Raw genomic sequence first — 26,806 nt, 5'->3', positions numbered from 1 at the left:
CTTAGTTTAGCGGTAAGTTTTGCTTTAAAAACTCAATCATCATGGTTCGCAAATGTTGCGTCGTACCCTCGCCTTCGGCAATACCATGGGTACGATTAGGGTAAGCAAAATAATCAAATTGTTTACCATGCTTCACCAGTTCATTCACTAAGCGCTCTGAACCTTGAAAATGCACATTGTCATCGCCGGTACCGTGTACCAGTAACAAGTCGCCTTGCAAGTTTTTGGCATGGGTAATGGCTGATGTTTCGCGGTAGCTTGCTGCTGACTCGGGAAGCAAGCCTGAATAACGCTCTTGGTAAATAGTGTCGTACAACGTCAAGTCGGGAACCGGTGCTAAAGCCATGCCTACATGGTAAGCGTCTGGGTAGCGGAACAGAGCATTTAATGTCTGCGAACCACCACCGCTGTGGCCCCATATACCCACCCGATTGGCATCAATGAATGCCCAGCGATCGAGCATGGCTTGCAGCGCATCGTACTGATCTCGCACGGTAATAACACCAAGGTTTTTATAAATTGAGCGGCGCCACTCAAAACCTCGCGGCGAGCGTGTTCCGCGGTTATCCACGGAAGCCACAAGATAACCTTGTTGGGTTAAGTAGTTGTGAAACATAAAGCGTTCACCGCCCCAGCTGTTGCTGACGGTTTGTCCCCATGGCTCGCCATAGACATAAAATACAATGGGGTATTTTTTGTTTGGGTCAAAGTCAGCGGGCTTCATCAAAAAGCCGTCAAGTTTTAAACCGTCGCGGGCTTCCACTTGAAAAAATTCAAACATGCCGCGTTTTAGCTTATCAAATGCATCTTGGGCTTGGTTGTTGTCTTTAATAACGCGAATGCTTTGGTGATCGGGCAGGCTAATCATGTCTACCACCGGCATGGTGTTCACGTCAGAAAAGGTATGTACGGCGTATTTAGCATCGGCAGATAGCTGATAGCTGTGCGTGCCTGGTTGATCTGGTGTTAAGCGTTCCAACTTACCACTGCCGTCTAAACTGGCGCGGAACAAATATCGTTCTAGCGGCGTTTCTGGTGAGGCAATAAAGTATACCCAACCAGTTTTGGGATTAATTTGTAGTACTTCAATAACGTCCCAGTTTCCGCGCGTGATGGTGCTGAGCCGCCCAGTGTCGCGCTGCACCACATAAATATGGCGGAAGCCGCTACGCTCGCTTAACCAGGTAAATGCTTGGCCTTGGTCAATAAACTGTACGTCGTCGACATATTCAGCCCAGCTGTCGGTGGTTTCTTGCAGCAGTTCACGCACTGCGCCTGACTTCGCATTGGCTAAATAGGCCTTATTGACCGCTTGTGAACGGGTTAATTGTTGAATAAGTAGCTGCTGGCTATTACCGGCCCATTGCATGCGCACTAAATAATGTTGGCGAGCATCGCCAGGTACCTTCATCCAAGTGGTTTTACCGCCACTTGCTGGCATGACGCCAATGCGCATTGCGGCGTTTGTTTCGCCTACTTTCGGGTAAGGAAACTGTTTTAACGTTGGGTATAGCGCGTCGGTGTTGTTAATCATGGTAAACAACGGAGTGCCTTCGGTGTCTAGTTGCCAATAAGCAATAGACTTACCGTCAGGGCTCCAGCGAAAACCATCACGCAAGAAAAATTCTTCTTCGTTCACCCAGTCAAAAGTACCATTTACGATAGTGTCATTGCCGTCGCGCGTTAATTGAGTAATGCGTGAATTTGCAAGCTCTTCCACGTAAATGTTGTTTTTCATTACGTAGGCAACACGATTGCCTTGTGGGTCAAACTTGGCAAATTGCAAGGTAGAGGGTTCAGCTTGGCCGCCAAGTTTTTGCAAGCGCTTGCTGTTAAGGTCAAACACCCAATAGTCACCAAGGGTATGCGTTCGCCACGACCGTTTCGTATTGGTAAATATGAGTAACTTATCGCCGTCTTCTGACCAGCTGTAATCGGCAATATGCAGAGGCTCTTCATTAGCTGATGGGCGCACCTCATCGGCTTTGACTAACAGGGTGCGTTGTTGGGTTTCTGGATGATAACGCACTAAGTCGTGACCACCGTTTGCAGCACTTTCTAACACCGTATAGCCACTACCATCAGCTAACCAGCGGGTTGGGCCAACGCCACGGGCGTTATATTTGCCTTCAGCATACAGCGTGTCGAGATTAATATGCGATTCATCTGCAGATGTTACTGGTGCTGGTTCACTGGCGTTATGAAGTGTGCTACAACCTGATATCAATACAGCGGTGGTTATGCCTAGTGCCGTATGACGCAACCAACTTGCGGTGTATGTTGTCATAATAGTTCCCTGTTGTTAGGTCGTGTTATGCCTTGAAAAAAGCCAACAAGACCCATAATTAAAGCAGAATTGAGAGTACGAATTGCGCGTCAATTAAGCCATTATTCGGTTCGCGCGTACTTCGTGCTTACTTCGCGTATATGCGCATTATTCAAGAGGAAGTTGTATGAGTCAAAACCCTTTGCTCAGTGATTACCATTTACCGCCATTTTCAGCCATACAACCTGAGCATATTGTCGAAGCGATAACGCAGCGAATTGCCGATTGTAAACAAACCATCGAGCAGGTGGTAGCTGTAGGCGATTTTAGCTGGGAAGGGTTGGTTGAGCCACTTGAACAGGTTGATGATTTACTGGAGCGCAGCTGGTCGCCGGTATCGCATTTAAATGCGGTGATGAGCTCAGCCGAGTTACGTGAAGCTCATGATCAATGCCTGCCGCTATTGTCTGAATACGGCACCTTTGTCGGTCAGCATGAAGGTTTGTATCAAGGGTTTAAAGCACTGCACGCCAGCGACAGCTTCGCCAGTTTAACGGAAGCACAGCGCAAAGTGGTGACCGACACTTTGCGTGATTTTGAGCTGTCGGGCATTGCTTTGCCTGCCGAGCAAAAACAACGTTATGCTCAAATTCAAACCAAACTTTCTGAGTTATCATCGCAATTTAGCAATCATTTATTGGATGCAACTGACAGCTGGCATTATTTAGTGACCGATGAATCTGAGTTAGCGGGTTTACCTGAGAGTGCGCTTGCCGCAGCCAAAGCAGCAGCGGAAGAACACGAGCAAACAGGTTGGCGTTTTGGCTTAGACTTTCCAAGTTATTTGCCGGTAATGACCTACGCCGATAATCAAGAGTTGCGCCGAGTTATGTATGAAGCCTTCTGCACCCGAGCGTCTGATCAAGGGCCGCAGGCAGGTCAATTTGATAATAGCGCGATTATGGCCGAAACCTTGGCGCTGCGTCATGAGCTAGCTCAGTTACTCGGCTTTGCCAATTATGCTGAACTGAGCTTGGCAACCAAAATGGCAGAGTCACCTGCGCAGGTTGAACAGTTTTTAATGGACTTAGCGCAACATTCGCTACCGCAAGCGCGCCAAGACTATCAAGAGCTGCTGGATTTTGCCCAGCAGAATTTTGCTGTCACCCACCTAGAAGCTTGGGACGTTGCCTATTACAGCGAAAAGCTGAAACAACAGCGTTATGCTATTTCTGATGAGCAACTACGCCCTTATTTTCCTGAACAACAGGTGGTTAGTGGTTTATTTAATGTGGTGCAGACGTTGTTTGGCCTGCGCATTGAAGAACAAGAAAATGCCGAAACTTGGCATCCGCAGGTTCGTTACTTTGTTATTACCGATAACAACGGCGACGTACGTGGTAGCTTCTTTCTTGATTTATATGCACGCACAGGTAAACGTGGCGGTGCTTGGATGGCTGAATGTGCAGTACGTCGAATTACGGCGCAACATCAATTGCAGTTACCGGTGGCCTATTTAACCTGTAATTTTAATAAGCCTGTTGGCGGTAAGCCGGCGCTGTTTACCCATGATGAAGTGCTCACTTTGTTCCACGAATTTGGTCATGGTTTGCACCATATGCTGACCAAAGTAGATGTTGCTGGCGTGTCAGGTATTAACGGCGTGGCTTGGGACGCGGTTGAGCTACCGTCGCAGTTCTTAGAAAACTGGTGCTGGGAACCAGAAGCATTGGCGATGATTTCTGGCCACCATGAAACGGGCGAACCGTTACCACAACATTTGCTCGATAACATGCTAGCCGCACGTAACTTTCAGTCAGCCATGCAAATGGTGCGGCAGTTGGAGTTCAGTCTATTCGACTTGCGTATTCACCGTGACTACAACCCAACGGATGGCGACACTATTCAGCAAACGCTTGATGCAGTTCGTGAGCAAGTTGCGGTGCGTAAACCGCCAGCGTACAACCGTTTTCAACATGGCTTTGGGCATATTTTTGCCGGCGGTTATGCGGCAGGTTACTACAGCTATAAATGGGCCGAAGTATTGTCTGCAGACGCCTATTCGCGTTTTGAAGAAGAGGGTATTTTCAATCGTGATACTGGGCAGGACTTTCTTCGGGCTATATTAGAACGTGGTGGATCGCGTGACGCGATGGAGCTATTTAAAGAGTTTCGCGGGCGTGAGCCAAGTGTCGATGCGCTGCTACGCCACAGTGGTATTGTTAGCCTGGAGCAACCCAGTTAACTACCAGAATAAGTGTGAGCACGAAAAGAACCACAAACACTGCGCCAATGGCGACGTAAACAGCGGGATTACCGTGGTTGAAGTCGCGTTGGCGATTTTTGTCGGATTGCACCCCAAAAAGTGCCGCTAGAACACTAACAACGATATCCCAGAAACGAGGCTTTTGCGGCTGTTGTTCGGGCATGTGTTTAGACATGTCGTTAACCGCTTATTGGGCGATTATAGTCACGTTGTTTTGATTCACCGCTACCAAAGAGCAGTTCAAATAAGTCGAGGAAGTGAAATTGTGTTGAACGGCTCTTGCCGCTGAACCAGCCGCCCCAGGTCACACTTTGTTCAGGAGCTTGGCAGATAGCGTGGGAGTCAACGTGTTCACTGTTTTTCATCAGAGCTTCGCATTCGCTGACGGTTTTTGCTTGGTCATTTTGCCAAGCATAAGCGGACGTTGCGCTGATGAGCACAAAGCCTGTTGCAACCATTACTGACATGAATGACAGTTTCATGGAGAACCTCCGCTTAATAATTGAGCTACTAAAATAGCAAGAAATCGACGCATCTGCCAACTCTATTCTGATATTTTTTGAGGCTTAATTCAGCTTAAGCGTGGCAAGGGTTGCGCCACCTTTGGTACACTATGGCAACTTTGTGACCGGCGAGGACATTATGCGCGATTTTCTTATTGCTCCATCGATACTATCAGCCGACTTTGCGCGACTAGGCGAAGAAGTCGAAAACGTGTTAGAAGCGGGCGCAGACGTCGTTCACTTTGATGTTATGGACAATCACTTTGTGCCGAACTTAACTATCGGCCCCATGGTGTGCAAAGCGTTACGAGATTACGGTATTAGCGCACCAATTGATGTGCATTTAATGGTGCAGCCGGTGGATCGTATGATTGACGACTTCGCCAAAGCTGGCGCGTCTATCATTACCTTTCATCCAGAAGCTTCGACTCATATCGACCGATCACTACAACAAATAAAAGACGCTGGCTGCCAAGCTGGCTTGGTATTTAACCCAGCAACACCACTGCATTATTTAGATTATGTGCTGGACAAAGTCGATGTCATTTTGTTGATGTCGGTAAACCCTGGCTTTGGTGGCCAGTCATTTATTCCCGCCACCTTAGATAAGCTGCGCCAAGCGCGCCAAATAATTACGGCAAGTGGCCGTGATATTCGTTTAGAAATTGACGGCGGTGTCAAAGTCGATAATATTGCGGAAATTGCCGCCGCTGGCGCTGATATGTTTGTCGCAGGCTCTGCGATTTTTAACCAACCTGATTACGCAAAAGTGATTCGCGATATGCGCGAACAGCTTGCGTCTGTGTCGTAAAAAACGGACCCAACAACCATGAGTAAACCGATTGTATTAAGTGGCTGTCAGCCATCAGGACAACTTTCTATTGGCAACTACATTGGCGCCTTGCGTCAGTGGGTAAACATGCAAGACACCCATGACTGTCGGTTTATGCTCGTTGATTTGCACGCTATTACCGTGCGGCAAGACCCAGCAGCATTGCGTGAAGCAACCCTCGACGGTTTAGCGTTGTATATGGCCTGTGGTTTAGACCCAGACAAGAGCGTTATTTTTGTGCAGTCTCATGTGCCAGAGCACGCGCAACTTGCATGGGTTTTGAATTGCTACACCCAAATGGGTGAGTTAAACCGCATGACGCAATTCAAAGACAAGTCTGACCGTCATGCCAACAATATTAATGCCGGTTTGTTTACCTACCCAGCGCTCATGGCTGCCGATATTTTGTTGTATCAAGCAAACGAAGTGCCGGTGGGTAACGACCAGAAGCAACACCTTGAGCTGGCGCGTGACGTGGCAACTCGGTTCAATAATATTTATGGCGACGTGTTTACTATTCCCGACCCTTTTATTCCAGAAGTGGGTGCACGCGTGATGAGTCTGCAAGACCCAACCAAGAAAATGTCAAAGTCAGATGACAACGAGAATAACTTTATTGGCTTGCTGGAAGACCCCAAGAAAATAACCAAAAAGCTAAAACGTGCAGTAACAGACTCCGACGAGCAGGCGCGTATTTACTTTAATACCGAAGAAAAACCTGGCGTATCGAATTTATTGTCGATTTTGTCTGCGGCAACAGGGCGTGCGATTGCCGATTTAGTGCCGGACTATGAAGACAAAATGTACGGTCATTTAAAAGGTGATACGGCGGCAGCTGTGGTTGCCATGTTAGAGCCTATTCAGCAGCGCTATCACGAGTTGAGAAACAATCGCGACTATTTGAACCAAGTGATGGGCAAAGGCGCAGATGCTGCTAGCGAGCATGCAGCACAAACGTTGCGCAAGGTGTACGACGTAATTGGGTTTGTGCCGCGCCCATAATTTATGTTGTTACTTATCGACAACTATGACTCGTTTACCCACAATGTAGCTCGCTATTTTCGCGAGCTTGGTGCGGAAATAGACGTGGTACGCAACGATCAAATAAGTATTGAGCAAATGCGTGCCATGCCGCTAACAGGTATTGTCATATCGCCAGGGCCTTGTACGCCGAATGAAGCGGGCATTACCTTAGACGCAATTCGCACCTTTGCCGGTAAGGTGCCAATACTAGGCGTGTGCTTGGGTCATCAGGCCATAGGCCAAGTGTTCGGCGCGCACGTTGTGCGTGCCAAGCAAGTCATGCACGGCAAAACTTCTCTATTAGAAAATAATGGCCAAGGGCTGTTCACAAATTTACCGCAGCGCTTTCGCGTGGCTCGCTATCATTCATTGGTGTTGGCCTCGAATTCCATACCGGAAACCTTGGTTGTTGATGCGTGGGTAAGCGACGCTGAGGGCGAACGAGAAATTATGGCGGTGCATCATCGTGATTTGCCTATTTGGGGGGTGCAATATCACCCAGAAGCCATTGAAAGTGAGTATGGGCATGATGTTTTTAAAAATTTTTTAACGCTTACCTATTCAGCATAAAACCGCCTGAATTGAATACTTATGCACGCCTTGTGCAAATCCAGTTAAGTTACCGAAATCCCCCGTTTTTTCTACGTTGTGAGCACGACAGCGGTGCTTTTTTCTGCGATAATATGCGCACAAAATAGTTCACCGATGGCTCCACGAGTCATCCACGTTTAGACAACGAGGGAATCTTATGACTACAGAAATTAACGTGAACCGCGCCTTATTCGACGATGTTATGGTGCCTAACTATAACCCTGCAAAAATGATTCCGGTGAAAGGCGAAGGCTCGCGTGTTTGGGATCAAGAAGGCAAAGAATATGTAGATTTTGCTGGCGGTATTGCCGTGAACTGCTTGGGCCACTGTCATCCAGCTATGGTGAAAGCATTAACTGAGCAAGGCAATAAACTGTGGCACTTAAGCAACGTTTTCACCAATGAGCCAGCTATTCGTTTAGCGAAAAAGTTAACCGATGCAACCTTTGCTGAGCGTGTGTATTTCGCTAACTCAGGCGCTGAAGCGAACGAAGCAGCACTGAAATTAGCGCGCCGTTGGGCGCTGGATAAATTTGGCGCTGATAAAAACCAGATTATTGCGTTTAACAAAGGCTTCCACGGCCGTACTTTCTTTACCGTTACAGTAGGGGGCCAGCCTGCCTATTCAGACGGCTTTGGCCCGAAGCCAGGCGCGGTACAGCACGTAGACTATAACGATTTAGCTGCGCTTGAGAAGCTAATGTCTGAGCAAACATGTGCTGTCATGATGGAGCCTTTGCAAGGCGAAGGCGGTGTAATTAGCCCAGACGTTGAGTTCGTGAAGGGCGTACGCGCACTATGTGATAAATACAATGCGTTATTAATTTTTGACGAAGTACAAACTGGTTTCGGTCGTACTGGTAGTTTATATGCGTACCAGCAACTTGGTGTCAACCCAGACATCTTGTCGACGGCGAAAGCTTTAGGCGGCGGTTTCCCAATCGGCGCTATGCTCACGACCACTGATATTGCTCAACACCTTAAGCCTGGCACGCACGGTAGCACCTATGGCGGTAATCCACTTGCTTGTGCCGTTGCCGAAGCAGTATTTGATGTGGTGAATACTGATGACGTGCTGACTGGCGTGCAAAAGCGTGAGCAGTTATTTAAGGCGAAATTAACCGAAATTAACGAAAAGTATGACATTTTTAAAGATATTCGCGGCAAAGGATTGCTTATTGGCGCAGAGTTGAATGATAAATTTGACGGCAAAGCGCGTGACTTTCTTAATGCCGCTGCGGAAGAAGGCACCATGGTTCTTGTTGCTGGCCCAAGTGTTATTCGCTTTACGCCATCGTTGATTATTCCTGAGCAAGACATTGCGGAAGGTTTACAGCGATTTGAGCGTGCCGTAGCTAAGTTAGTTGGTTAACTTGATTAGGCTGAAGGAACGCGGAGAGCTTATATGCTAGTGGTTCGTCCGATTACGCCGCAGGACTATGCGGCGCTTTACACCTGTGCAGTTGAGTCAGGCCACGGCTTTACCTCATTGCCGGTGGATGAAACCTTGTTGCGTCGTCGTATTGCGCGAGCGCAGGAAGCCTTCGCCCGTGAACAGGTAAGTGAACCTGGCGAAGAAGGTTACTTGTTTGTCATGGAAGACACAGATACCGGAGAAGTGGTTGGCTGCAGTGGTATTGAAGCCGCTGTTGGGTTAACCGACGCCTTTTATCATTACCGCCTTGGTAAAGTGATACACCATTCAAAAGAACTTGATATCTACAACGCACTAGAAACCCTCACCTTGTGTAACGATTACACCGGTGTCAGCGAACTGTGCACCTTGTTCTTACGGGAACCCTACCGCAAAAATATGAACGGACGCGTACTTTCACGCTTTCGTATGCTTTTTATGGCTGAGTTTCGTCATCGTTTTAGCAACATTGCTATTGCTGAAATGCGTGGTGTTTCAGACGAGAACGGCGAGTCTCCATTTTGGGGCTGGTTGCAGCAACACTTTTTCTCAATGGACTTTACGCAAGCTGATTATTTAACCGGTATTGGCGAGAAAACCTTTGTGGCTGAATTGATGCCGCAATTGCCTATTTACGTGAAGTTATTACCGCCAGAAGCGCAAGCAGTTATTGGCAAAGTACACGAAAACACTCGGCCAGCGCTAAAAATGTTAGAAGCTGAAGGTTTCCGCTGCCGCGGTTATGTCGATATTTTTGATGCCGGCCCAACAGTTGAAGTGGAAGTTGCTAACATTAAAAGTGTCCGCGACAGTCAAAAATTACCGGTAAAAATTGGTAGCACCGATAACGCCAAGGCGCGTTACATAGTGTGCAACACTCAAGTGGCTAACTTCCGCGCTATTCAACGCACGTTAAACATATTTTCAGATCATGTAGTTATTGATGCCGAAGCCGCGCAAGCACTACAGGTGCAAGACGGCGACTACGTTCGATTTGTCACATTGACAGGAGCAAACTAATGGCAGACCAGAATTTATTTATTAACGGCACGTGGATTGCCGGTGAAGGTGACTTGTTCAAGTCAATCGACCCTGCTCGTAATGAAGTAGTTTGGGAAGGCAAAGCAGCAACGGAAGCACAAGTGGATGCAGCCGTCAGCGCTGCGCGTGAAGCATTTGTCCCCTGGGCTGACCTTGAATTTGAAGAGCGTTTAGCTATTTGTAAGCGCTTTGCCGAGCTACTCGAAGAAAATAAGCAAAAGCTAGCTCACGTTATTGCTGAAGAAACCGGTAAGCCAATTTGGGAAACACTAACCGAAGTTGGCGCCATGATTGGCAAAGTTGCTATTTCCGAGCGTGCTTATCAAGAGCGCACCGGTACGGTTGAAAACCCAATGCCTGGCGGCAAGGCTTTTATTCGCCATAAACCTCACGGTGTCGTTGCGGTGTATGGGCCATACAACTTCCCGGGACACCTTCCGAATGGACACATTGTACCCTCGTTGTTGGCCGGTAATACCGTGGTATTCAAGCCCAGTGAAATGACCCCAAAAGTTGCCGAGTTTACTGTGAAACTATGGGAAAAAGCAGGTTTGCCAAAGGGCGTGCTGAACTTGGTCCAAGGTTTGGTCGACACTGGCAAAGCATTGTCTGCTCACCCACAAATTGACGGTTTATTCTTTACCGGCTCTTCAGGCACGGGGCATGTGCTACATAAACTATTTGCAGGGCGCCCAGATAAAATTTTGGCGCTGGAAATGGGGGGCAACAACCCACTTGTGGTGAAAGACGTGGCTGACCTTGACGCTGCGGTTCATGACATTGTGCAATCGGCATTTATTACCTCAGGCCAGCGTTGTACTTGTGCCCGTCGCTTGTTCATCGAACAAGGAGCAAAAGGTGATGCGTTGTTGAAACGTTTAATTGAAGTGGCTGAGAATATTCAAGTGGGCGACTATGAGGCCGACCCACAGCCGTTTATGGGCGCTATGATATCTGCTAAAGCTGCAGCTGACATGGTGAAAGCACAAAACGATTTAATAGATGCAGGTGCTAAAGTGCTACTGAAAATGCTGCAAAAAGACCATAACTTGGGCTTTGTTACGCCAGGCATTTTGGACGTAACCAACGTAGCAGAAATGCCTGATATTGAGCACTTCGGACCGCTGTTAAAAGTGTACCGCTATAGCGATTTTGACGCGGCAATTAACGAAGCGAACAACACCAAGTATGGCTTGTCGGCGGGTATTTTGTGTGACAGCGAAGAAACCTATCGTTACTTCTTCAAACGTATTCGCGCCGGAATTGTGAACTGGAATAAACCTATTACTGGGGCCAGCAGCGCAGCGCCGTTTGGTGGTATTGGTGCCAGCGGTAATCACCGCGCAAGTGCCTATTACGCTGCAGATTACTGTGCGTATCCGGTAGCATCTGTTGAGGCAGAGCATGTTGCTATGCCAGACAAGTTAGCACCAGGGCTTAAGTTTTAAGCCCTGTTTTTAGCTTTGCATAGCGAGGAGAAATTGGCCATGGCAGCAGCAATGAAAGCAACAGTCAATTGGCGTGACGGCTTGGTGTTTGACGCAACCTCAGGTTCTGGCCATAGCGTAACTATGGACGGCAACAAAGCAGACGCAGCAAGCCCGATGGAGCTTGTGTTAATGGCTGCCGGTGGCTGTTCATCGGTTGACGTGGTTAGCATTTTGGAGAAAGCGCGCCAACAGGTGTCTGGTGTGCGCTGTGAAGTGAATGGCGAGCGTGCCGATGCGGTACCGGCTGTTTTTACCAAAGTGCATTTACATTTTGTGGTAACCGGTCACAATGTTGCTGATAAGCATGTAGAACGCGCCGTTGCATTGTCTGCTGATAAATATTGCTCAGTTGCGAAAATGCTTGAAGCGTCGGTTACCATTACCCATAGCTACAGCATTGAAGAACAATAGAAGGTACCAGAATGAATTATCGGCATAGTTACCATGCCGGCAACTTTGCCGATGTTGTCAAACACGTACTTCAGTGTGTTGCATTAGAATATCTACAACAAAAAGATAAGCCATTTTTTCTGCTCGACACCCACGCAGGTTTGGGCATGTATGACTTGCTAGGCGAACAAGCACAGAAAACCCTTGAAGCTGAGCATGGTGTTGCGCGTTTACTAAAGCGCAACGACCTACCTGGGCCCGTGCAGCGTTATGTTGATATGGTACGAAGTCACAACGCTCCAACTGAGCTGCGTTGGTATCCAGGGTCGCCTTGGTTTAGTGCGTCACACTTACGCAGTCAAGACCAACTCACTTTGTGTGAATTGCACCCGCAAGACGCCCAAGAGCTTAGTGAGAATGTTCGAGAATTTCCTGCAGCGCGACAAATTAAGGTGCAAGCCAACAATGGTTACGGCGCCATGAAAGCCCTGCTACCTCCGCCACAAAAGCGCGGTATGGTGTTGATCGATCCACCGTTTGAGCAGCGGGATGAGTTTGACCAAGTGGTGCGCGCTTTACGCGAAGGCGTCAAACGATGGGCCAATGGCATTTATGCGATGTGGTACCCAATAAAAGATCCGCTAACGGTGGGTGATTTTCATCAGAAAGTGAAAGCAATTGCGGGTGTTGAGAAGCTATTTGCGGTGGATATCTTAATTCGCCAAGCGCAAGATACCTCCAAGCTCAACGGTTGCGGCATGTTATTTATCAATCCGCCGTTTGGCTTAACTCAACAGGCCGACGACATTATGGCCTATTTGACGCCCATACTTGCCCAAGATCGCGGTGCCGAATATCAGGCAATTTGGCTTTAACGGCTGAGCCAGTCGATGTGCCCACCATTGCGCTGCTTATCAAGAATTTCTTCAATAAGCGGCGCTAGTATTAATTCCATAGCAAATACCATTTTTCCGCCCGGCACCACTAGAGTGTTCATGCGCGACATAAATGCGCCGTCGATCATGCGTAGGTAATACGGAAAATCGACGTTTTTCATGCCACGAAAACGAATCACCACGAAACTTTCATCGAGCGACGGAATATCTTTGGCACTAAACGGGTTCGAGGTGTCTACGGTGGGTACGCGTTGAAAGTTAATATGGGTTCGTGAAAACTGCGGCACTATATGGTGAATATAATCTTCCATACTGCGCACAATACTTTGCGTAACAGCTTCGCGCGAATGTCCGCGCTCAGACGTATCACGTAGAAGCTTCTGTATCCATTCTAGGTTAACAATGGGCACCATGCCGATAAGTAAGTCGACGTGTTGCGCTACGTCATAGCCTTCGCCGGCAACGCCGCCGTGCAAGCCTTCGTAAAACAATAAATCAGTGTCTGCTGGAAGCGGTTCCCAAGGGGTAAATGTGCCAGGTACTTGGTTATATGGGACGGCATCATCGAAGCTATGTAAATAACGGCGAATTTCACCGTTACCGGTTGCACCATATTGTCTAAACAATGCCTCTAAACGCGCAAAGTCATTAGCTTCAGGGCCAAAGTAACTAATATGACGACCTTGCTCTTGGGCTTTACGAATTGCTAGTTCCATTTCCGGCCGTGAGTAGCGATGAAAGCTGTCGCCCTCAACACAAGCAGCCTCAACATCCAATGACCGAAAAATATGACGTAAAGCTTGGCTGGTGGTGGTGGTACCTGCACCAGATGAGCCCGTTACGGCAATAATAGGATGTTGAATGGACATGAGACCTCCGCAAAAAGTAGAAGGAATGTTATACGGGGTCGCTCGCGGCGGGTCAAGTTTTGTGCACGTTAGTAATGGGGAGGAATTTCATCAGCAGGGCTGCTTGTTGTGTCGCCTTGGCGATCGTTAATTTGTTGGAACTTTTCGCCTAATACTTGCATCTTACGCTGCAGTGTTTGCAGTTCACGCGCTTGTTGAGTTACCAATTGATTCAACGTTTCAATGGTGTCCTCCTGAAAAGCGAGCTGGCTTTCGAGATCAGCTATTCGTTGCATTAAGTCATCTTGATCGTGCGCAGCCATAGGCAAACACCCCTAATTATGTGTAGTATATTCAGCGCGACGAATTACAACTTACTCTGACAGAGAATTCAATCCTGGAGACAATAAATGAAGCAATTTAAGAAGCCATTAGCGCTGGCAGTAATCGCGCTTGCAGTATCTGGATGTATGCAACAGCAAGAAAAATACCCAGTGAGTGAAGCTGCACCAGAAGCTGAACAAGAGAAAATGGCTTATGCATTTGGTTCAAGCTTAGGCGAATTTGTAGGGCAAACCCTTGATCGCCAAGACGAAGCTGAGTTTGTATTAGACCGTGAATTGGTTATTACTGGTTTTGTTGATGCAATTAAAGGCGAGACTAAAATTCCTCAAGCTGAAGCTGAAGAGCTGATTATGGCCATGCAAGCAAAAATTGCTGAGCAACGTAACGCTGTTATTGGCGGTAAAGCACTTGAAGAAGGCCTAGCTTATCAAGAACAGAACGCGAAAAAAGATGGCGTGCAAGTGACTGAATCAGGCCTGCAATACGAAGTCATGGCGGAAGGCCCTGAAGGTGGTGCGTCACCAGCAGCAACCGACTTGGTGAAAGTGCATTATCATGGCACCCTGGTCAATGGCGAAGTTTTTGACAGCTCAGTCGACCGCGGTGAACCTATCGTGTTCCCACTGAACCGAGTTATTCCTGGTTGGACTGAAGGCGTACAATTAATGAGCGAAGGTGACAAATATCGCTTCGTTATTCCTAGCGATATCGCCTATGGTGAGCGTGGTGCAGGCAATGGTCAAATTCCACCAAACGCAACATTAATCTTTGAAGTTGAGCTACTTGAAGTGGTTCAGCCTGAAGACCCAGAACAGCCGGACGTAGAGGTTGAAGCCAAGCAATAATTTGCTCGGCTTACGCTGTTTGTTACCCTTAGAGTAGCTGATGCTGCTCTAAGGTATTTAATAACCTATCTTCAAATTCCATTCTTAACTCAATTGCTTCACCTAAATTAGACAAATCGCGATCAAAGCCATTTAATTCGGACTCAGGCGTTACTTCGCTGTACTTGTCGTTAAAGTCCAACGCAATATCGGTGGTGTCGCTAATTAGCGGAAATAACTCTTCGGCAAGCTCACGGGTAGACTCAGGAGCTGAGCGGCTATTACGAATTATTTGGTCATAAATTTCAAAATGGCCGGCAGAAACATAGTCCATCAATAGCCCACAAAAATTGCTGACGTCCTGCGCGGCAGGTAATGCCTGTGCATCGCGCTCATACGGGGGCAAGCCGGCGAGTTTAAAATACTCTATGAGCATGGCTTGTCGTTCATGTAACCAAGTATCCACAGCGGCGTGGGCGCCTCCCCAGCGTTGCTTGGCTTGCTCGTTACGTCGTAACATGGTTTTCTCCGTTTGCTGAATAGCTTCCAATCTACTGATGATGCTAAGCTAGCGTCAACTGTTTTTCACATAATTAGGTGAATACCGCATGAATAAGCCGTACCAAAAACCTGCGCTGGACGAACCCGTATGGTGGTTTGTCATTTCTGCCGGCGACATTTTGGTTGCCGCAGATAAACAAATACCCCACGGTTATTTAAGCGAATTGCCAATGCCTGATTTACGCGAGTATAAAACGGTGTTTATTGGCGAGCTGCGCGAGCGGCATTGTTATCTTGTTATTGCTGACTTCGGCGATACTAATTTTGGCGCAGTTGGCGACTTTATAAGTGTTCGTGAGTTAATTACCGAAGGTGACGATGAGTTGTTTGCGATGGCAGCTCGGGCCAAACAAGTGGCTGATTTTTTAGCAACCCACCGTTTTTGTGGCCGTTGTGGCGCGCGTATGCAGGCTGTAGATTGGGAGCTAGCGATGCACTGCCATAGCTGTCAGCATCGTTGCTATCCCCGTATTTCTCCGTGCATCATTGTTGCTATTCGTCGCGACAACCAAATTTTGTTAGCCCGTGGCAAACGCCATCCGGAGGGCCTTTATTCGGTACTTGCCGGTTTCGCTGAAGCCGGTGAAGCGCTAGAGCAAACTTTGGTTCGCGAAGTCATGGAAGAAGCCGGCGTGCATATTAAAAACCCGCGCTATGTAAGCAGCCAGTCGTGGCCATTTCCGAATTCATTAATGGTTGGATTTGTTGCAGATTGGGCTGGTGGCGAGGTCAGAATTGACCCATTCGAACTAGAAGAAGGCGGTTGGTTTGATATTAACAAGCTACCACGAATACCTGGCGAGGGAACCATTGCTCACAAGCTTATTATGCGCGTAAAAGCTGAAATTGATCAGGAAAGAAATAGCTAATCCTGATAAAATACCCCAACTTGATTCAAGGCTACCAAGCATGCGAAATACACGCATGGAATTTATATGGGATACATACAAACATGGCTGAGTTGAAAAACGATTTGTACTTACGCGCGCTGTTGCGTCAACCGACCGAGCGCACGCCAATTTGGATGATGCGTCAGGCTGGGCGTTATTTGCCTGAATATCGCGAAGTACGTAAGCAGGCTGGTGACTTCATGTCACTTTGTAAGAATCCGGAGTTGGCCTGTGAAGTGACATTACAACCTTTACGTCGTTTTGCGCTAGATGCTGCCATTTTGTTCTCAGATATTTTAACTATTCCTGATGCAATGGGCCTAGGCTTGTACTTTGAAGCTGGCGAAGGGCCAAAGTTTAAGCATCCCGTTCGCGACGTGGCCAGCATTGCTAAACTTGGTGTGCCTGACCCTGAGCAAGAGCTTGGTTATGTGATGGATGCCGTACGCACCATTCGCCGTGAGCTTAACGGCCAAGTGCCATTGATAGGTTTCTCAGGCAGCCCATGGACGCTCGCGACCTATATGGTTGAAGGCGGCAGTACCAAGAACTTTAGTGAAGTTAAAAAGCTAATGTTTAGCGAGCCGCAAGCCATGCACTTGTTGCTTGATAAACTAGCGCAGTCTGTGACCAGTTATCTAAATGCACAAATAGCTGCCGGCGCTCAAGCTGTGATGATTTTTGATACTTGGGGTGGGGTATTGAGTCCACGCGATTATCGTGAGTTTTCACTGCGTTATATGCAGCAAATTGTTGATGGTTTAACTCGTCATGCTGACGGCCGTCAAGTACCTGTAACCTTGTTCACTAAAAATGGTGGCGCATGGTTAGCCGATATGGCTGCAACTGGCTGTGACGCTTTAGGTGTTGATTGGACAACAGACCTTGGTTTTGCTCGTCAAGCAGTCAATGGTCACGTTGCGTTGCAAGGCAACATGGACCCGAGTGTGCTTTACGCGCCACCGGCACGTATAGAAGAAGAAGTAGCAACCATTCTTGCTAGTTATGGTCATGGGCATGGCCACGTATTTAACTTAGGTCACGGAATTCACCCTGAGGTGGATCCGGAGCATGCAGGGGCATTTATTGAGGCGGTTCACAAGCTTAGCCCCGCTTATCACAAGTAGGATAGCCCGCTGCGTGGCATATTTGCGGTAAACCCCGCTTAATGTCCGATAAGTGGGGATGCCCGATAAAATCCCTAGGTTACAATAGAGTCAAGAATGACATTATGCCAACGTTGTAACCTGAGGGATTTATGGCCGCACGAAATCTTTTCAATCCAATTTTCATTTTTGTAGTGCTACTTATTGGTGCTGCTGTTTATTTTTTCGGTTTTGCCGACCCGAATGCCGGTAAAGAAGAGCGGCCTCAAAACCCGGTACCTGTGCGAATTCAAACAGCGCAAATCAGCGAGTTCCGTGATGTCATTGAAGCTTTAGGTACAGCGCAAGCCAATGAATCGATTGTTGTTACAGCACAAGCCCAAGACGTGGTTATGGCTGTGCATTTTGATGATGGCGACGTTGTGAAAGCAGGTGAACTTCTGGTTGAGTTGGACTCGCGCGAGGAAAAAGCACGTGTTCAAGAGCTCAAGTTTCGCTTGGCCGAAGCGAATCGTCAATATCAACGACTAGTCGATTTACGTCGTCAAAATGCAGCGTCGCAGCAGCAGTTGGAAACGCAAGACGTTGCGGTTAAAAACATTATTGCAGAGCTTGAAGTCGCGGAAACATTGCTGGCGCAGAAACGTATTATTGCACCTTTTAGTGGTCGGTTAGGTATTCGTCATGTCAGTGTGGGCTCTTTAGTTTCGCCAGGCGAGCAAATAACGACACTAGACGATGTGACTCCAATCAAGTTGGACTTTAATGTTCCCGAACTTTATTTTGCCAGCTTAAGTTTAGGGCAGGCCGTTGCTGCACGAAGCGGCGCATATCCAGGTGAAGAATTCCGCGGTGAAATTCGTAGTATTGATTCGCGTGTTGACCCATTGACGCGTTCTATTCTTGTGCGTGCAATCATTCCGAACAATGACAACAAATTGCGTCCAGGCATGTTGCTGCGTGTGAATTTGTTACGCAGTGTCGATAAAACCATGATTTTACCTGAAAAAGCTATTGTTCCGATTAACGATCAAAGCTTTGTTTACGTCATTGACGAAAACAATATCGCGCAGCAAACACCGGTTACGTTAGGTCGTCGCAAGCCGGGTATTGTCGAAGTGATAGATGGCGTAAAAGCAGGTGACAAAATAGTCACAGAAGGCATGGTGCGCTTGCGTGATGGCGTTGCTGTAACCGTTCGGGAGGGCTAACCCATGTTGCTCTCAGATGTATCGGTAAAACGCCCAGTTTTTGCCTCGGTGGTTAATATTCTGCTGATTGTTTTCGGTATTGTGGCATTCACCATGTTGCCATTGCGGGAGTATCCAGATATCGACCCACCGGTCGTTTCTATTGATACCAATTATACAGGCGCTTCAGCAGATATTGTTGAAACTCAAATAACGCAAGTTATTGAAGACCGCATTAGTGGTATTGAAGGGATCAAAAATATTAACTCGAGCAGTCGAAACGGACGTTCGCGAATTAGTATTGAGTTCACCTTAAACCGCGATATCGACGCGGCCGCCAATGACGTCCGTGACCGAGTATCACGAGTGCTCGATAACCTACCTGAACAAGTAGACCCTCCTGAGGTGTCTAAAGCAAATTCCGACGAAAGCACCATCGTTTGGTATAACTTACGCAGTGAAACCATGTCGGTGCTTGAATTAACCGACTATGCCGACCGTTACATAGCCGATCGTCTGTCAGTGGTTGATGGTGTGGCGCGGGTGCAATTGGGCGGCGAGCGCCGCTATGCAATGCGCGTCTGGCTCGATCGCGATGCCATGGCGGCCCGCAATATTACCGTGACCGACATTGAGAGCCGTCTACGTTCGGAAAACGTTGAATTACCTGCCGGCGAAGTAGAGTCAATTGATCGTGAGTTTACCGTACGCGTGGCTCGCACCTATCTCACCCCAGAACATTTCAAACGGCTGACTATTAAGCGGGGTGATAACGGGCAGTTAGTTAGATTAGCGGAAGTAGCGCGCATTGAAATGGGCGCAGAAAATGACAAAACCGATTTCCGCGGTAACGGCATCAACATGGTTGGTATTGGTATTGTGAAGCAGTCTAAAGCCAATACCTTAGAAGTGGTTGAGAACGTCAAGCGTGAGATTAACCAAATCTCTGAGACTTTGCCGGAAACCATGTTCATTGTACCGAGCTACGATTCCTCGATTTTCATTAAGGGCTCAATTGACGAGGTATACAACACGCTTGGTATCGCAATGGCCCTTGTGGTTGTTGTTATCTATATGTTTTTAGGAAACATTCGAGCCACTTTGATTCCTGCGTTAACGGTACCAGTTGCAATCATTGCATCTTACATTGCGCTATTTGCGATGGGTTTCTCTATTAACCTGCTAACGTTATTGGCCTTAGTGCTAGCGATTGGCCTAGTGGTTGATGACTCTATTGTGGTACTTGAGAATATATACCGTCGCGTAGAAGCTGGCGAGCCGCCATTACTTGCTGCGTATCGCGGGGCGCGAGAAGTAGGTTTTGCGGTTATCGCAACCACTCTTGTGTTGATCTCTGTGTTTGTGCCACTCGCTTTTTTGGACGGCAATATAGGCCAGCTATTTACTGAGTTTGCGCTAGCAATTGCCGCCGCAGTAGCGTTTTCAAGCATTGCTGCGTTAACGTTATCGCCAATGTTGAGCTCTAAAATCCTTCACAAAAAAGAGCGCTCGAGTAAATTCGGCCAAGTTATCGATAAAGGTTTTAATTGGGTAGAAGGCGGTTATGTACGCGTATTAAAACGCACTTTGGCGTATCCTTGGATGGCCGCGTTGTTAGTCATTCTAGCCGGTGTTTTGTCGTACGGCATGATGCAATTTATTGAGCAAGAGTTTGTACCCCCTGAAGACCGCGGTACTTTTTATGTCATGGTTCGCAGTGAGGAAGGCGCGAGCTTTGAATCGAATTCAGCCAATATGCGTGAAATTGAAAGTATTTTGATGCCGTATATTGATCAAGGCAAAGTTGACCGCTTAATTATTCGTTCGCCGGGGTGGGGCAACTCCGCTGGCGTGGCGATTGTCGGCGCAGTGCCTTTTGAGGAACGGGAATGGTCGACCTTTGAGCTGATGGACGAGGTATCAAAACAACTGAACCAAGTTACCGGAGTGCGTGCATTTGCATTTATGCGCAGCGGCATAAGTGGTGGTGGCGGTCGGCCCGTACAGTTCGTCCTTCAAGGTAACACGTACGAGCAACTGGCTGCATATCGCGATATTGTGGTTGAAAAGGCCAGCCAAAATCCAAACTTGTTAGACCTAGACAGCGACTATAAAGCGACCTTGCCACAGTTGCTCATTCGAATTGACCAAGAACGCGCCTCTGATCTTGGTGTTTCGGTTGGTGATATCGGTCGAACTCTTGAGACCATGCTTGGCCAGCGACGCGCAACGACCTATCTTGATCGCGGCGAAGAGTATGACGTGATTCTTGAAGGCGAGCGTTCAGATTATCGCAGCCCAACGGCTATCGATAATATTTATGTACGCTCAGCTAGCTCTGGTTCGTTAATTCCGTTATCGAATCTTGTCACGGTGGAAGAGCAGGCCACGTCCGGTTCATTGAATCGTTACAACCGTATGCGCAGTATTACTATTGAAGCAAATCTCGCTGAAGGTTACTCGCTAGGAGAAGCGTTAAGTTATCTAGAAGAGATTGTACGAACTGAATTGCCGGAGGACGTTAGTATCGATTACAAAGGCGAATCACAAATGTACAAAGAGAGCGGCAGCTCAGTTGTATTTGTTTTTGTTTTGGCTTTGTTGGTTGCTTATTTGGTGCTAGCTGCGCAATTTGAAAGTTTTATACACCCGCTCGTTATCATGCTTATGGTGCCAATTGCGTTCTTAGGGGCAATTATTGGCTTATATGCAACAGATATGACGATTAATATTTATAGCCAAATTGGTATCGTGATGTTGATTGGTTTAGCGGCGAAGAACGGCATACTTATTGTTGAGTTTGCTAATCAGCTGCGCGATGCAGGCATGAAGTTCGACGATGCAATTGTGAAGGGATCACAGCAGCGTTTACGTCCAATTGTGATGACGGCGTTCACCACTTTAATGAGCTCGCTACCGCTTATACTGGGCTCTGGACCTGGTGCAGAAAGCCGCATGGTGATTGGTATTGTTATTTTCTCTGGGGTAGCATTGTCGGCGTTCTTGACGATATTTATTATTCCAGCGCTGTACTCGCTATTGGCTCGCAACACATCTTCGCCTGAGCAATTGGCGCATGAGCTGGCGCAGCTTGAACAGCAGCACCCAGACAATAAAACAGAGGCGTCGCTGTAGCGGCGCTGACCACTCAAACCCAGCGATTTGCCTCTTTGGCGTCAACATATAGGCCATTGAGCACGTTTCTAGCGAGCGCGGGGTGGTTGGTAAAAATACCATCTACCCCCATGCGCTTAAGCTCGAGCATGTCTTGAGGTTCATCTACTGTAAATACCAACACTTTCAGCCCTCGCTGGTGTGCATCGACGACAAATTCAGAGGTGACAAAGTCGACGTCAATATGTACTGACCACGCCTGTAACTCACTGGCAAAAAGTGCATAACTGAGAGGGCAGCTGGTAGTCAGCGCACCGATAGATTGCTCTGGATGGTCTTCTTTGAGTTGTTTTAACCAGTGGTGGTTAAAGCTCGATACCAACAGCTGCTGGGGTTGAAATCCAGCTCGTTCCACGGCGCGGCGCAAATGACGTGTTAAACCGCGAGTGATATCTGCGCCTTTTAATTCGATATTAACCATACAGCGCCCGCCAACAAAGTCGAGCACTTCGTCTAACGTGGGAATAGGGTGTTGACCGAATACTTTTAAGCTACGTAGCTGTGCGAGGGTGAAATCTTGAAGTCGACCTTCGTGCGCGGTTAGGCGGGCAAGGTAACGATCATGGAATACAACCCATTCGTCCTCAAGCGGGTAGACATCAATTTCAATGCCATCAGCTTGCGCATCAAGTGCTCGCCCGCAAGCCGCAATAGTATTTTCCGGGGCTTCAAAGCTGGCACCGCGATGCGCAAAAATAAGCATGTTTAATCGTCGCGTTTGCCGAGCACTTCCCCCATTCGGGTTGTTGTGCCTGCTTTAAGGTCTTCGGCAAAATCAATGACGTCATCGGGGAACAACAAAATAACCGTTGATCCCAATTTGAAGTGGCCCATTTCAGCGCCTTTTTTAAGACTTATGGCTTGCTGGCCGCTGGCCGGATATTCCCATGTGTGAACATCGGTGCCACGCGGTGGCGTTACTGTTTCAGACCATACTGTGCCGATACTAGCAACAATAGTTGCGCCGACCAAAACCATAGCGAACTTACCAAATTCACCGTCGAAAATAGCGACAACGCGCTCATTGCGGGCAAATAAATTGGGTACATTGGCAACCGTCAACGGATTGACTGAGTATAAGTCACCTGGAACGTAAATCATTTTACGCAGTACACCATCACATGGCATATGAATGCGATGATAATCTTTCGGTGCTAAATAAATAGTCGCAAAATCACCGTCGCGAAAGGCATGAGCGTCGCGCGGGTCACCACCAACTAACTCAGTCAAACTATAGTCATGCCCTTTTGCTTGAAAAATACGGCCTTCGTCAATGTCGCCTAATTGACTAATAGCGCCGTCAACCGGGTGTGCAAATAACTCTGGTTTGTCCGCTTTTAGCGGGCGCAGTTCTGGTTTTAAGTAACGGGTGAAAAATTCATTGAACGTTTTATATGCGTTCGGACTTTCGTGAATAGCTTCACTCATGTCAATTTTATATTGGCGAATAAACCAGCGAATAAACGCCTGCGTAAACCAGCCTGCTTGCGCAGCAGCAAACTTACCGACTAAACGTGACAATGCATGCTTAGGTAACCAATGCTGCAATTGAATTTTTACGCGATCCCAATTCACGACTTTTTACCTCGAGTATTTGCTCTGGTCGGCTTATTGGCCGACATGGATTCAATGATTCTATGGAAATTGTACAGCCGAAGTGCGTGCAGGTCACCTGCTTCCAACGCTTCTTGTAACGCGCAGCCTGGATCATCAATATGCTTGCAGTCGCGAAACTTGCATTGGCCAAGGTAAGGCCGAAAGTCGCGATAGCACCACGCAACACGTTCTGGTTCTAGGTGCCATAAGGCAAATTCACGAATACCAGGCGAGTCAATTAAAATACCACCAGTAGGCACCGCATAGCGCGTGGCTACGGTGGTTGTGTGCTGGCCAAGCCCAGAGTTGTCGGAAACTGCACCAACATCGGCATCAATGTCTGGCAATAACGCATTGACCAACGACGACTTACCCACCCCCGATTGGCCTACAACAATCGACACGTGCTCGTCTAACAAGTGGTGCAGGTCAACTAACGATTGTGGGTGTTTCGCGCTGACTTTTAAAACTTGATAGCCAATATCGTGATAGACATCGAGGGCGTTGTATATTTCTTGCTGTTCGGTTTCATCTAAACCCGCGATTAAGTCTGCTTTGTTAAGCACAATAACTGGAGTCACTTCAATGTCTTCGCAGGCCACTAAATAGCGATCGATAATTTGACTTGAAAACGCAGGGACCACACTTGAAACAATGAGAATTTGGTCGACATTCGCTGCAACTGGCTTTAAACCGTCGTAATAGTCTGGGCGACACAATAGAGATTGACGTGGTTGAACCGCCTCAATGACACCAACTACATCGCCGGACACTTGCTGAAAGCGTCGCCATACCACCACGTCACCACAAACTAATGAGTCTACGGTGCGACGAATATGACACCGCAATGACGCTTCAGTGTCGGTACAGATGATTGCTTGATGACCAAATCGGCTAACCACAATGCCGGCCTCAGAACTACCTAGTACGGCATCTTGAATGTCGGTTTCCAGCTCTGCTTGCTGTATACGTTTTTCTTGGTTCGAACGAATACGGCGTAGTTGCCCTTTATTTAGTCGTCGTTGTTTTGCCATGTAATAATTTCCAGTTCATACTGGATTTGATCATACATTATTACGCACAATAGTGCCTGAACTTAATTGTAACCAACAGCAAGGACAAACTATGAGCGCAAGTGCAGAACGTCTTATTTGGATTGATCTCGAAATGACAGGCTTGAGCCCTGATTATGATCACATTATTGAGATTGCCACCATTGTGACGGATTACGACTTGAACGTACTTGCTGAAGGGCCAGTGATTGCGGTGCATCAACCGCAATCCAACCTCGATAAAATGGACGACTGGAATGTTCGCACCCATACGACATCTGGCTTAGTAGCGCGCGTGCAAGAGAGCCGCTATGATGAGCAGCAAGCTAGTGATGAAACGATTGCGTTTTTAGAACAGTGGGTTACGAAAGGCAGTTCACCTATGTGTGGGAACAGCATTTGCCAAGACCGCCGGTTTTTAGCCCAGCATATGCCACAGCTAGAAGCTTATTTTCATTACCGCAATTTAGATGTCAGTACACTGAAGCAATTAGCAAAATACTGGGCACCGGAAGTGGCCAATGGGCTCACTAAACAGGGCGCACACACAGCTTTAGCCGATATTCGTGAGTCGATAGAAGAACTTAAATATTATCGAACTCATTTATTTAAATCTTGAAATTAGATAATAACAACAACAAGGAATACGAAGCACATGTTAAAGCTCCTTATTGTCGGAGGTTTAGTTGTACTTCTTGGGTTTACTTTTGGGCCACCCAAATATGTGGTTTTTGCCGAACAGCAAGCCGTTATCGAAACGCCATATGGCCAGCAAACCGCTTATTTGGCGTGGCATATTAATCGCTGGATACCCATTCAGGCGCTAGCTGAACTGGTTTGGTATGTGCCTGAAGTAGATAGTGAAGTAGCACTGACGCCACAGCAGTTGCGCGAAACAAAGGTGCCGTTTGCCGTTCCTGGCGGCTTCGTGAAAACTTATTTGTGGTGGTTGTTACCGCCGTTCTTTTGGGGCTTACACAAGCTGCTCAGCGTCGGTTTTTTCGCGCTTCGGCAGGTACAGTCTCACAAAAGAAATTTCTATTTGGCTGAGCGGCGCAATACCATAATTGCGTACGAAAATTTTCTCAAGCTGACAAAAGACGTTCCCTATAAGCCATTTCGCTTGCGCCGCAAAGCCAAGCAAGCGCGCGAGCAGCTTTATGAAAATTATATTCAGTCGCTGTCACGTTCGTCGCTTAATGACGAGGAGCGCGTGTTTAATGGCGCGGTGGCGAAGATGCTGGCGTTTAACCGTGACCACCAACAACGGTTCTTGCCGCTGAAGTTACAAATGGAGCCTGGTGTATTGGCGCTAACTCGCGGCGAATACAAAAAATTCATGAAGTTTGAGGGCTACTTTGAAGAGCGTATGAGTCAGTCTGCCAAACAGTGGCTGCTGGAGCTGCATGGCAGCGGCGTACCGAGTATGTCGGAGCTTTACGAGAATTGGGATGGCCGCGCGCGAAGTTGCGCCAAAGCAATTCTCACGGCGCGCCAATGGCGGCCATTAACTGACCTTCGCGAAGGGTTTAAAACCTATGTTAGCGATACGCTTTTTAGAACTTTAGGCCGAGCACAATCGCAACGGCAGCGCGATGATTTAGTGCGTCACGCTGAGGCCTATTTAACTTATTCGGTTTATCGCTATATGCCGGTTGACGCGCGCTTAAATGACTACGAACAAGAATTTAAGCGGTTAATTGGTAAACGTATTGCACGCGCGATTTCGTCACTATTTCCACAGGAAATATCAACCAACGGGGTGAAGCCCGATCTGTTTCTCAATCCATCGTTTCGTAATGACAGTCATGTTGCCAAACTCAATATTGAGTTGGTGTTTGAGAACAAAGTCATGCCCGATGGCATGCCGATGTTAAGTAACTCTTTGTATTTGGTGCTGCCGGGAGAGCCACCACAGCGGCAGCTAGAATTAGAAGCGAAGCTGACCACCAAAGCGAAGGAGGCCGAATAATGTGCAATGTTTTAACCACAATGACGTTAGTTGGTCTTATGAGCTTAGTGAGTTCGCCAGTGATGGCCGCCCAAGATAGCTCAGGCACCGTTTCTGACCTACAACAATGGTATTGCAAGGCACAAAATTTTATTGATGATATAGAGCCGGTGCAGTCATGGTTTGATCGGGTTAAAAAGAATTCTATCGTATTTGTGGATAACCAAGGTGTGAAAACCGCTAGCCCGGTTGTTGTTGAGTGGAAAAAAACACCAGAATGTTTAATTAACGAGCGAACGGACGAAAAAAACGAAAAAACCGAAAAAAGTGGTTGACGAGAATGCCCTGATCCGTAAAATACGCCCTCGTTAACACATTGCGAGAATAGCTCAGCTGGTAGAGCACAACCTTGCCAAGGTTGGGGTCGCGAGTTCGAATCTCGTTTCTCGCTCCAAATTTAAAAAAGCCCGAAGGTTTACGCCTTCGGGCTTTTTGCTTTTTGCGTTTCAGAATTTTCTTGTTTGATTAATATATTCGATCTACCATATATATGGATA

The 26,806-nt window shown here is 47.6% G+C and carries 26 protein-coding genes and 1 tRNA gene; 18 read left to right on the top strand and 9 right to left on the bottom strand.

Annotated elements, in window-relative coordinates:
* Position 1: 1 nt before the first annotated feature.
* Positions 2-2,287: a S9 family peptidase gene (locus tag ASC40_RS06095; protein ID WP_055438902.1), complete on the bottom strand. Its 2,286-nt coding sequence runs from the start codon at positions 2,285-2,287 to the stop codon at positions 2-4.
* Between the two features lie 166 nt (positions 2,288-2,453).
* Here ASC40_RS06095 and prlC point away from each other — a divergent pair, with 166 nt between their 5' ends.
* Positions 2,454-4,511, top strand: a complete 2,058-nt coding sequence (prlC, locus tag ASC40_RS06090; protein ID WP_055438901.1) for an oligopeptidase A — start codon at positions 2,454-2,456, stop codon at positions 4,509-4,511.
* On the opposite strand, the gene ASC40_RS06085 is transcribed toward prlC, so the two are convergent.
* Entirely contained in the window at positions 4,489-4,707 is a 219-nt protein-coding gene (locus ASC40_RS06085; RefSeq protein ID WP_245622224.1) for a DUF2970 domain-containing protein, read from the bottom strand. The genes prlC and ASC40_RS06085 overlap by 23 nt on opposite strands.
* A gap of 4 nt (positions 4,708-4,711) precedes the next feature.
* Positions 4,712-5,014 carry a hypothetical protein gene (locus tag ASC40_RS06080; protein ID WP_055438900.1) on the bottom strand — a complete coding sequence of 101 codons (303 nt, stop codon included), beginning with the start codon at positions 5,012-5,014 and terminating at the stop codon, positions 4,712-4,714.
* 160 nt (positions 5,015-5,174) lie between these two features.
* Here ASC40_RS06080 and rpe point away from each other — a divergent pair, with 160 nt between their 5' ends.
* The 8 genes from rpe (at position 5,175) to ASC40_RS06040 (ending at position 12,691) form a co-directional block, all read left to right on the top strand.
* Positions 5,175-5,846: a ribulose-phosphate 3-epimerase gene (rpe, locus tag ASC40_RS06075; protein WP_055439133.1), complete on the top strand. Its 672-nt coding sequence runs from the start codon at positions 5,175-5,177 to the stop codon at positions 5,844-5,846.
* Positions 5,847-5,864: 18 nt separating this feature from the next.
* Positions 5,865-6,869 (top strand): tryptophan--tRNA ligase, encoded by a 1,005-nt coding sequence (gene trpS / locus ASC40_RS06070; RefSeq protein WP_055438899.1) that lies wholly within the window; start codon positions 5,865-5,867, stop codon positions 6,867-6,869.
* A 3-nt stretch (positions 6,870-6,872) separates the two neighbouring features.
* Positions 6,873-7,460: an anthranilate synthase component II gene (locus tag ASC40_RS06065; RefSeq protein WP_055438898.1), complete on the top strand. Its 588-nt coding sequence runs from the start codon at positions 6,873-6,875 to the stop codon at positions 7,458-7,460.
* 190 nt (positions 7,461-7,650) lie between these two features.
* Positions 7,651-8,853, top strand: a complete 1,203-nt coding sequence (locus ASC40_RS06060; RefSeq protein WP_055439132.1) for an aspartate aminotransferase family protein — start codon at positions 7,651-7,653, stop codon at positions 8,851-8,853.
* 33 nt (positions 8,854-8,886) lie between these two features.
* A complete protein-coding gene (gene astA / locus ASC40_RS06055) occupies positions 8,887-9,915 on the top strand; it encodes an arginine N-succinyltransferase (RefSeq protein WP_055438897.1) in 1,029 nt (342 codons plus the stop codon).
* On the top strand, positions 9,915-11,384 hold the full coding sequence (gene astD / locus ASC40_RS06050) for a succinylglutamate-semialdehyde dehydrogenase (protein ID WP_055438896.1): 1,470 nt from the start codon (positions 9,915-9,917) through the stop codon (positions 11,382-11,384). The genes astA and astD overlap by 1 nt, the downstream gene beginning before the upstream one ends.
* Before the next feature lie 51 nt (positions 11,385-11,435).
* Entirely contained in the window at positions 11,436-11,837 is a 402-nt protein-coding gene (locus tag ASC40_RS06045; RefSeq protein WP_055439131.1) for an OsmC family protein, read from the top strand.
* A gap of 11 nt (positions 11,838-11,848) precedes the next feature.
* Positions 11,849-12,691, top strand: a complete 843-nt coding sequence (locus ASC40_RS06040) for a 23S rRNA (adenine(2030)-N(6))-methyltransferase RlmJ (RefSeq protein ID WP_055438895.1) — start codon at positions 11,849-11,851, stop codon at positions 12,689-12,691.
* On the opposite strand, the gene ASC40_RS06035 is transcribed toward ASC40_RS06040, so the two are convergent.
* Both ASC40_RS06035 and ASC40_RS06030 read right to left on the bottom strand, forming a co-directional pair.
* Positions 12,688-13,581, bottom strand: coding sequence for a phosphoribulokinase (locus tag ASC40_RS06035; protein WP_055438894.1), 894 nt, complete (start codon positions 13,579-13,581; stop codon positions 12,688-12,690). The genes ASC40_RS06040 and ASC40_RS06035 overlap by 4 nt on opposite strands.
* Before the next feature lie 68 nt (positions 13,582-13,649).
* Positions 13,650-13,883, bottom strand: coding sequence for a SlyX family protein (locus tag ASC40_RS06030; protein WP_055438893.1), 234 nt, complete (start codon positions 13,881-13,883; stop codon positions 13,650-13,652).
* A gap of 87 nt (positions 13,884-13,970) precedes the next feature.
* Here ASC40_RS06030 and ASC40_RS06025 point away from each other — a divergent pair, with 87 nt between their 5' ends.
* Positions 13,971-14,750: an FKBP-type peptidyl-prolyl cis-trans isomerase gene (locus ASC40_RS06025; RefSeq protein ID WP_055438892.1), complete on the top strand. Its 780-nt coding sequence runs from the start codon at positions 13,971-13,973 to the stop codon at positions 14,748-14,750.
* Positions 14,751-14,778: 28 nt separating this feature from the next.
* Here the strand turns inward: ASC40_RS06025 and ASC40_RS06020 are convergent, their stop codons facing one another.
* A complete protein-coding gene (locus tag ASC40_RS06020) occupies positions 14,779-15,249 on the bottom strand; it encodes an Rsd/AlgQ family anti-sigma factor (RefSeq protein WP_055438891.1) in 471 nt (156 codons plus the stop codon).
* A gap of 88 nt (positions 15,250-15,337) precedes the next feature.
* Between ASC40_RS06020 and nudC the strand changes: the two genes are divergently transcribed.
* The 4 genes from nudC (at position 15,338) to ASC40_RS06000 (ending at position 21,611) form a co-directional block, all read left to right on the top strand.
* Positions 15,338-16,159, top strand: coding sequence for an NAD(+) diphosphatase (gene nudC, locus ASC40_RS06015; RefSeq protein ID WP_055438890.1), 822 nt, complete (start codon positions 15,338-15,340; stop codon positions 16,157-16,159).
* 83 nt (positions 16,160-16,242) lie between these two features.
* Positions 16,243-17,307 (top strand): uroporphyrinogen decarboxylase, encoded by a 1,065-nt coding sequence (gene hemE, locus ASC40_RS06010; RefSeq protein ID WP_055438889.1) that lies wholly within the window; start codon positions 16,243-16,245, stop codon positions 17,305-17,307.
* 131 nt (positions 17,308-17,438) lie between these two features.
* Positions 17,439-18,497, top strand: a complete 1,059-nt coding sequence (locus ASC40_RS06005; RefSeq protein WP_055438888.1) for an efflux RND transporter periplasmic adaptor subunit — start codon at positions 17,439-17,441, stop codon at positions 18,495-18,497.
* A gap of 3 nt (positions 18,498-18,500) precedes the next feature.
* Positions 18,501-21,611 (top strand): efflux RND transporter permease subunit, encoded by a 3,111-nt coding sequence (locus ASC40_RS06000; RefSeq protein ID WP_055438887.1) that lies wholly within the window; start codon positions 18,501-18,503, stop codon positions 21,609-21,611.
* A gap of 13 nt (positions 21,612-21,624) precedes the next feature.
* On the opposite strand, the gene ASC40_RS05995 is transcribed toward ASC40_RS06000, so the two are convergent.
* Genes ASC40_RS05995 through rsgA form a run of 3 tightly spaced genes read right to left on the bottom strand, consistent with a single transcriptional unit; the run spans position 21,625 to position 24,280 of the window.
* The gene (locus tag ASC40_RS05995) at positions 21,625-22,353 is read right to left on the bottom strand and encodes a glycerophosphodiester phosphodiesterase (RefSeq protein ID WP_055438886.1); all 729 of its coding nucleotides are present in this window, start codon (positions 22,351-22,353) and stop codon (positions 21,625-21,627) included.
* A gap of 2 nt (positions 22,354-22,355) precedes the next feature.
* Complete coding sequence (gene asd / locus ASC40_RS05990) at positions 22,356-23,225, bottom strand: archaetidylserine decarboxylase (protein WP_055438885.1); 870 nt, start codon at positions 23,223-23,225, stop codon at positions 22,356-22,358.
* The gene (gene rsgA / locus ASC40_RS05985; RefSeq protein WP_055438884.1) at positions 23,222-24,280 is read right to left on the bottom strand and encodes a small ribosomal subunit biogenesis GTPase RsgA; all 1,059 of its coding nucleotides are present in this window, start codon (positions 24,278-24,280) and stop codon (positions 23,222-23,224) included. Before rsgA ends, asd begins: the two co-directional genes overlap by 4 nt.
* Before the next feature lie 91 nt (positions 24,281-24,371).
* On the opposite strand from rsgA, the gene orn reads away from it, so the two are divergent.
* From orn to ASC40_RS05965, 4 genes are all read left to right on the top strand, one after another.
* On the top strand, positions 24,372-24,917 hold the full coding sequence (gene orn / locus ASC40_RS05980) for an oligoribonuclease (protein WP_055438883.1): 546 nt from the start codon (positions 24,372-24,374) through the stop codon (positions 24,915-24,917).
* Between the two features lie 36 nt (positions 24,918-24,953).
* Positions 24,954-26,270 carry a hypothetical protein gene (locus ASC40_RS05975; protein WP_055438882.1) on the top strand — a complete coding sequence of 439 codons (1,317 nt, stop codon included), beginning with the start codon at positions 24,954-24,956 and terminating at the stop codon, positions 26,268-26,270.
* A complete protein-coding gene (locus ASC40_RS05970; protein WP_055438881.1) occupies positions 26,270-26,584 on the top strand; it encodes a hypothetical protein in 315 nt (104 codons plus the stop codon). The genes ASC40_RS05975 and ASC40_RS05970 overlap by 1 nt, the downstream gene beginning before the upstream one ends.
* 43 nt (positions 26,585-26,627) lie before the next feature.
* A tRNA-Gly gene (locus ASC40_RS05965) sits at positions 26,628-26,703 on the top strand.
* Positions 26,704-26,806 lie beyond the last annotated feature (103 nt).

Source organism: Pseudidiomarina woesei (assembly GCF_001418345.1).
Lineage (GTDB): Bacteria > Pseudomonadota > Gammaproteobacteria > Enterobacterales > Alteromonadaceae > Pseudidiomarina > Pseudidiomarina woesei.
The sequence above is the reverse complement of the archived record's forward strand: the minus strand, read 5'-3'. Positions and strand labels throughout refer to the sequence as shown.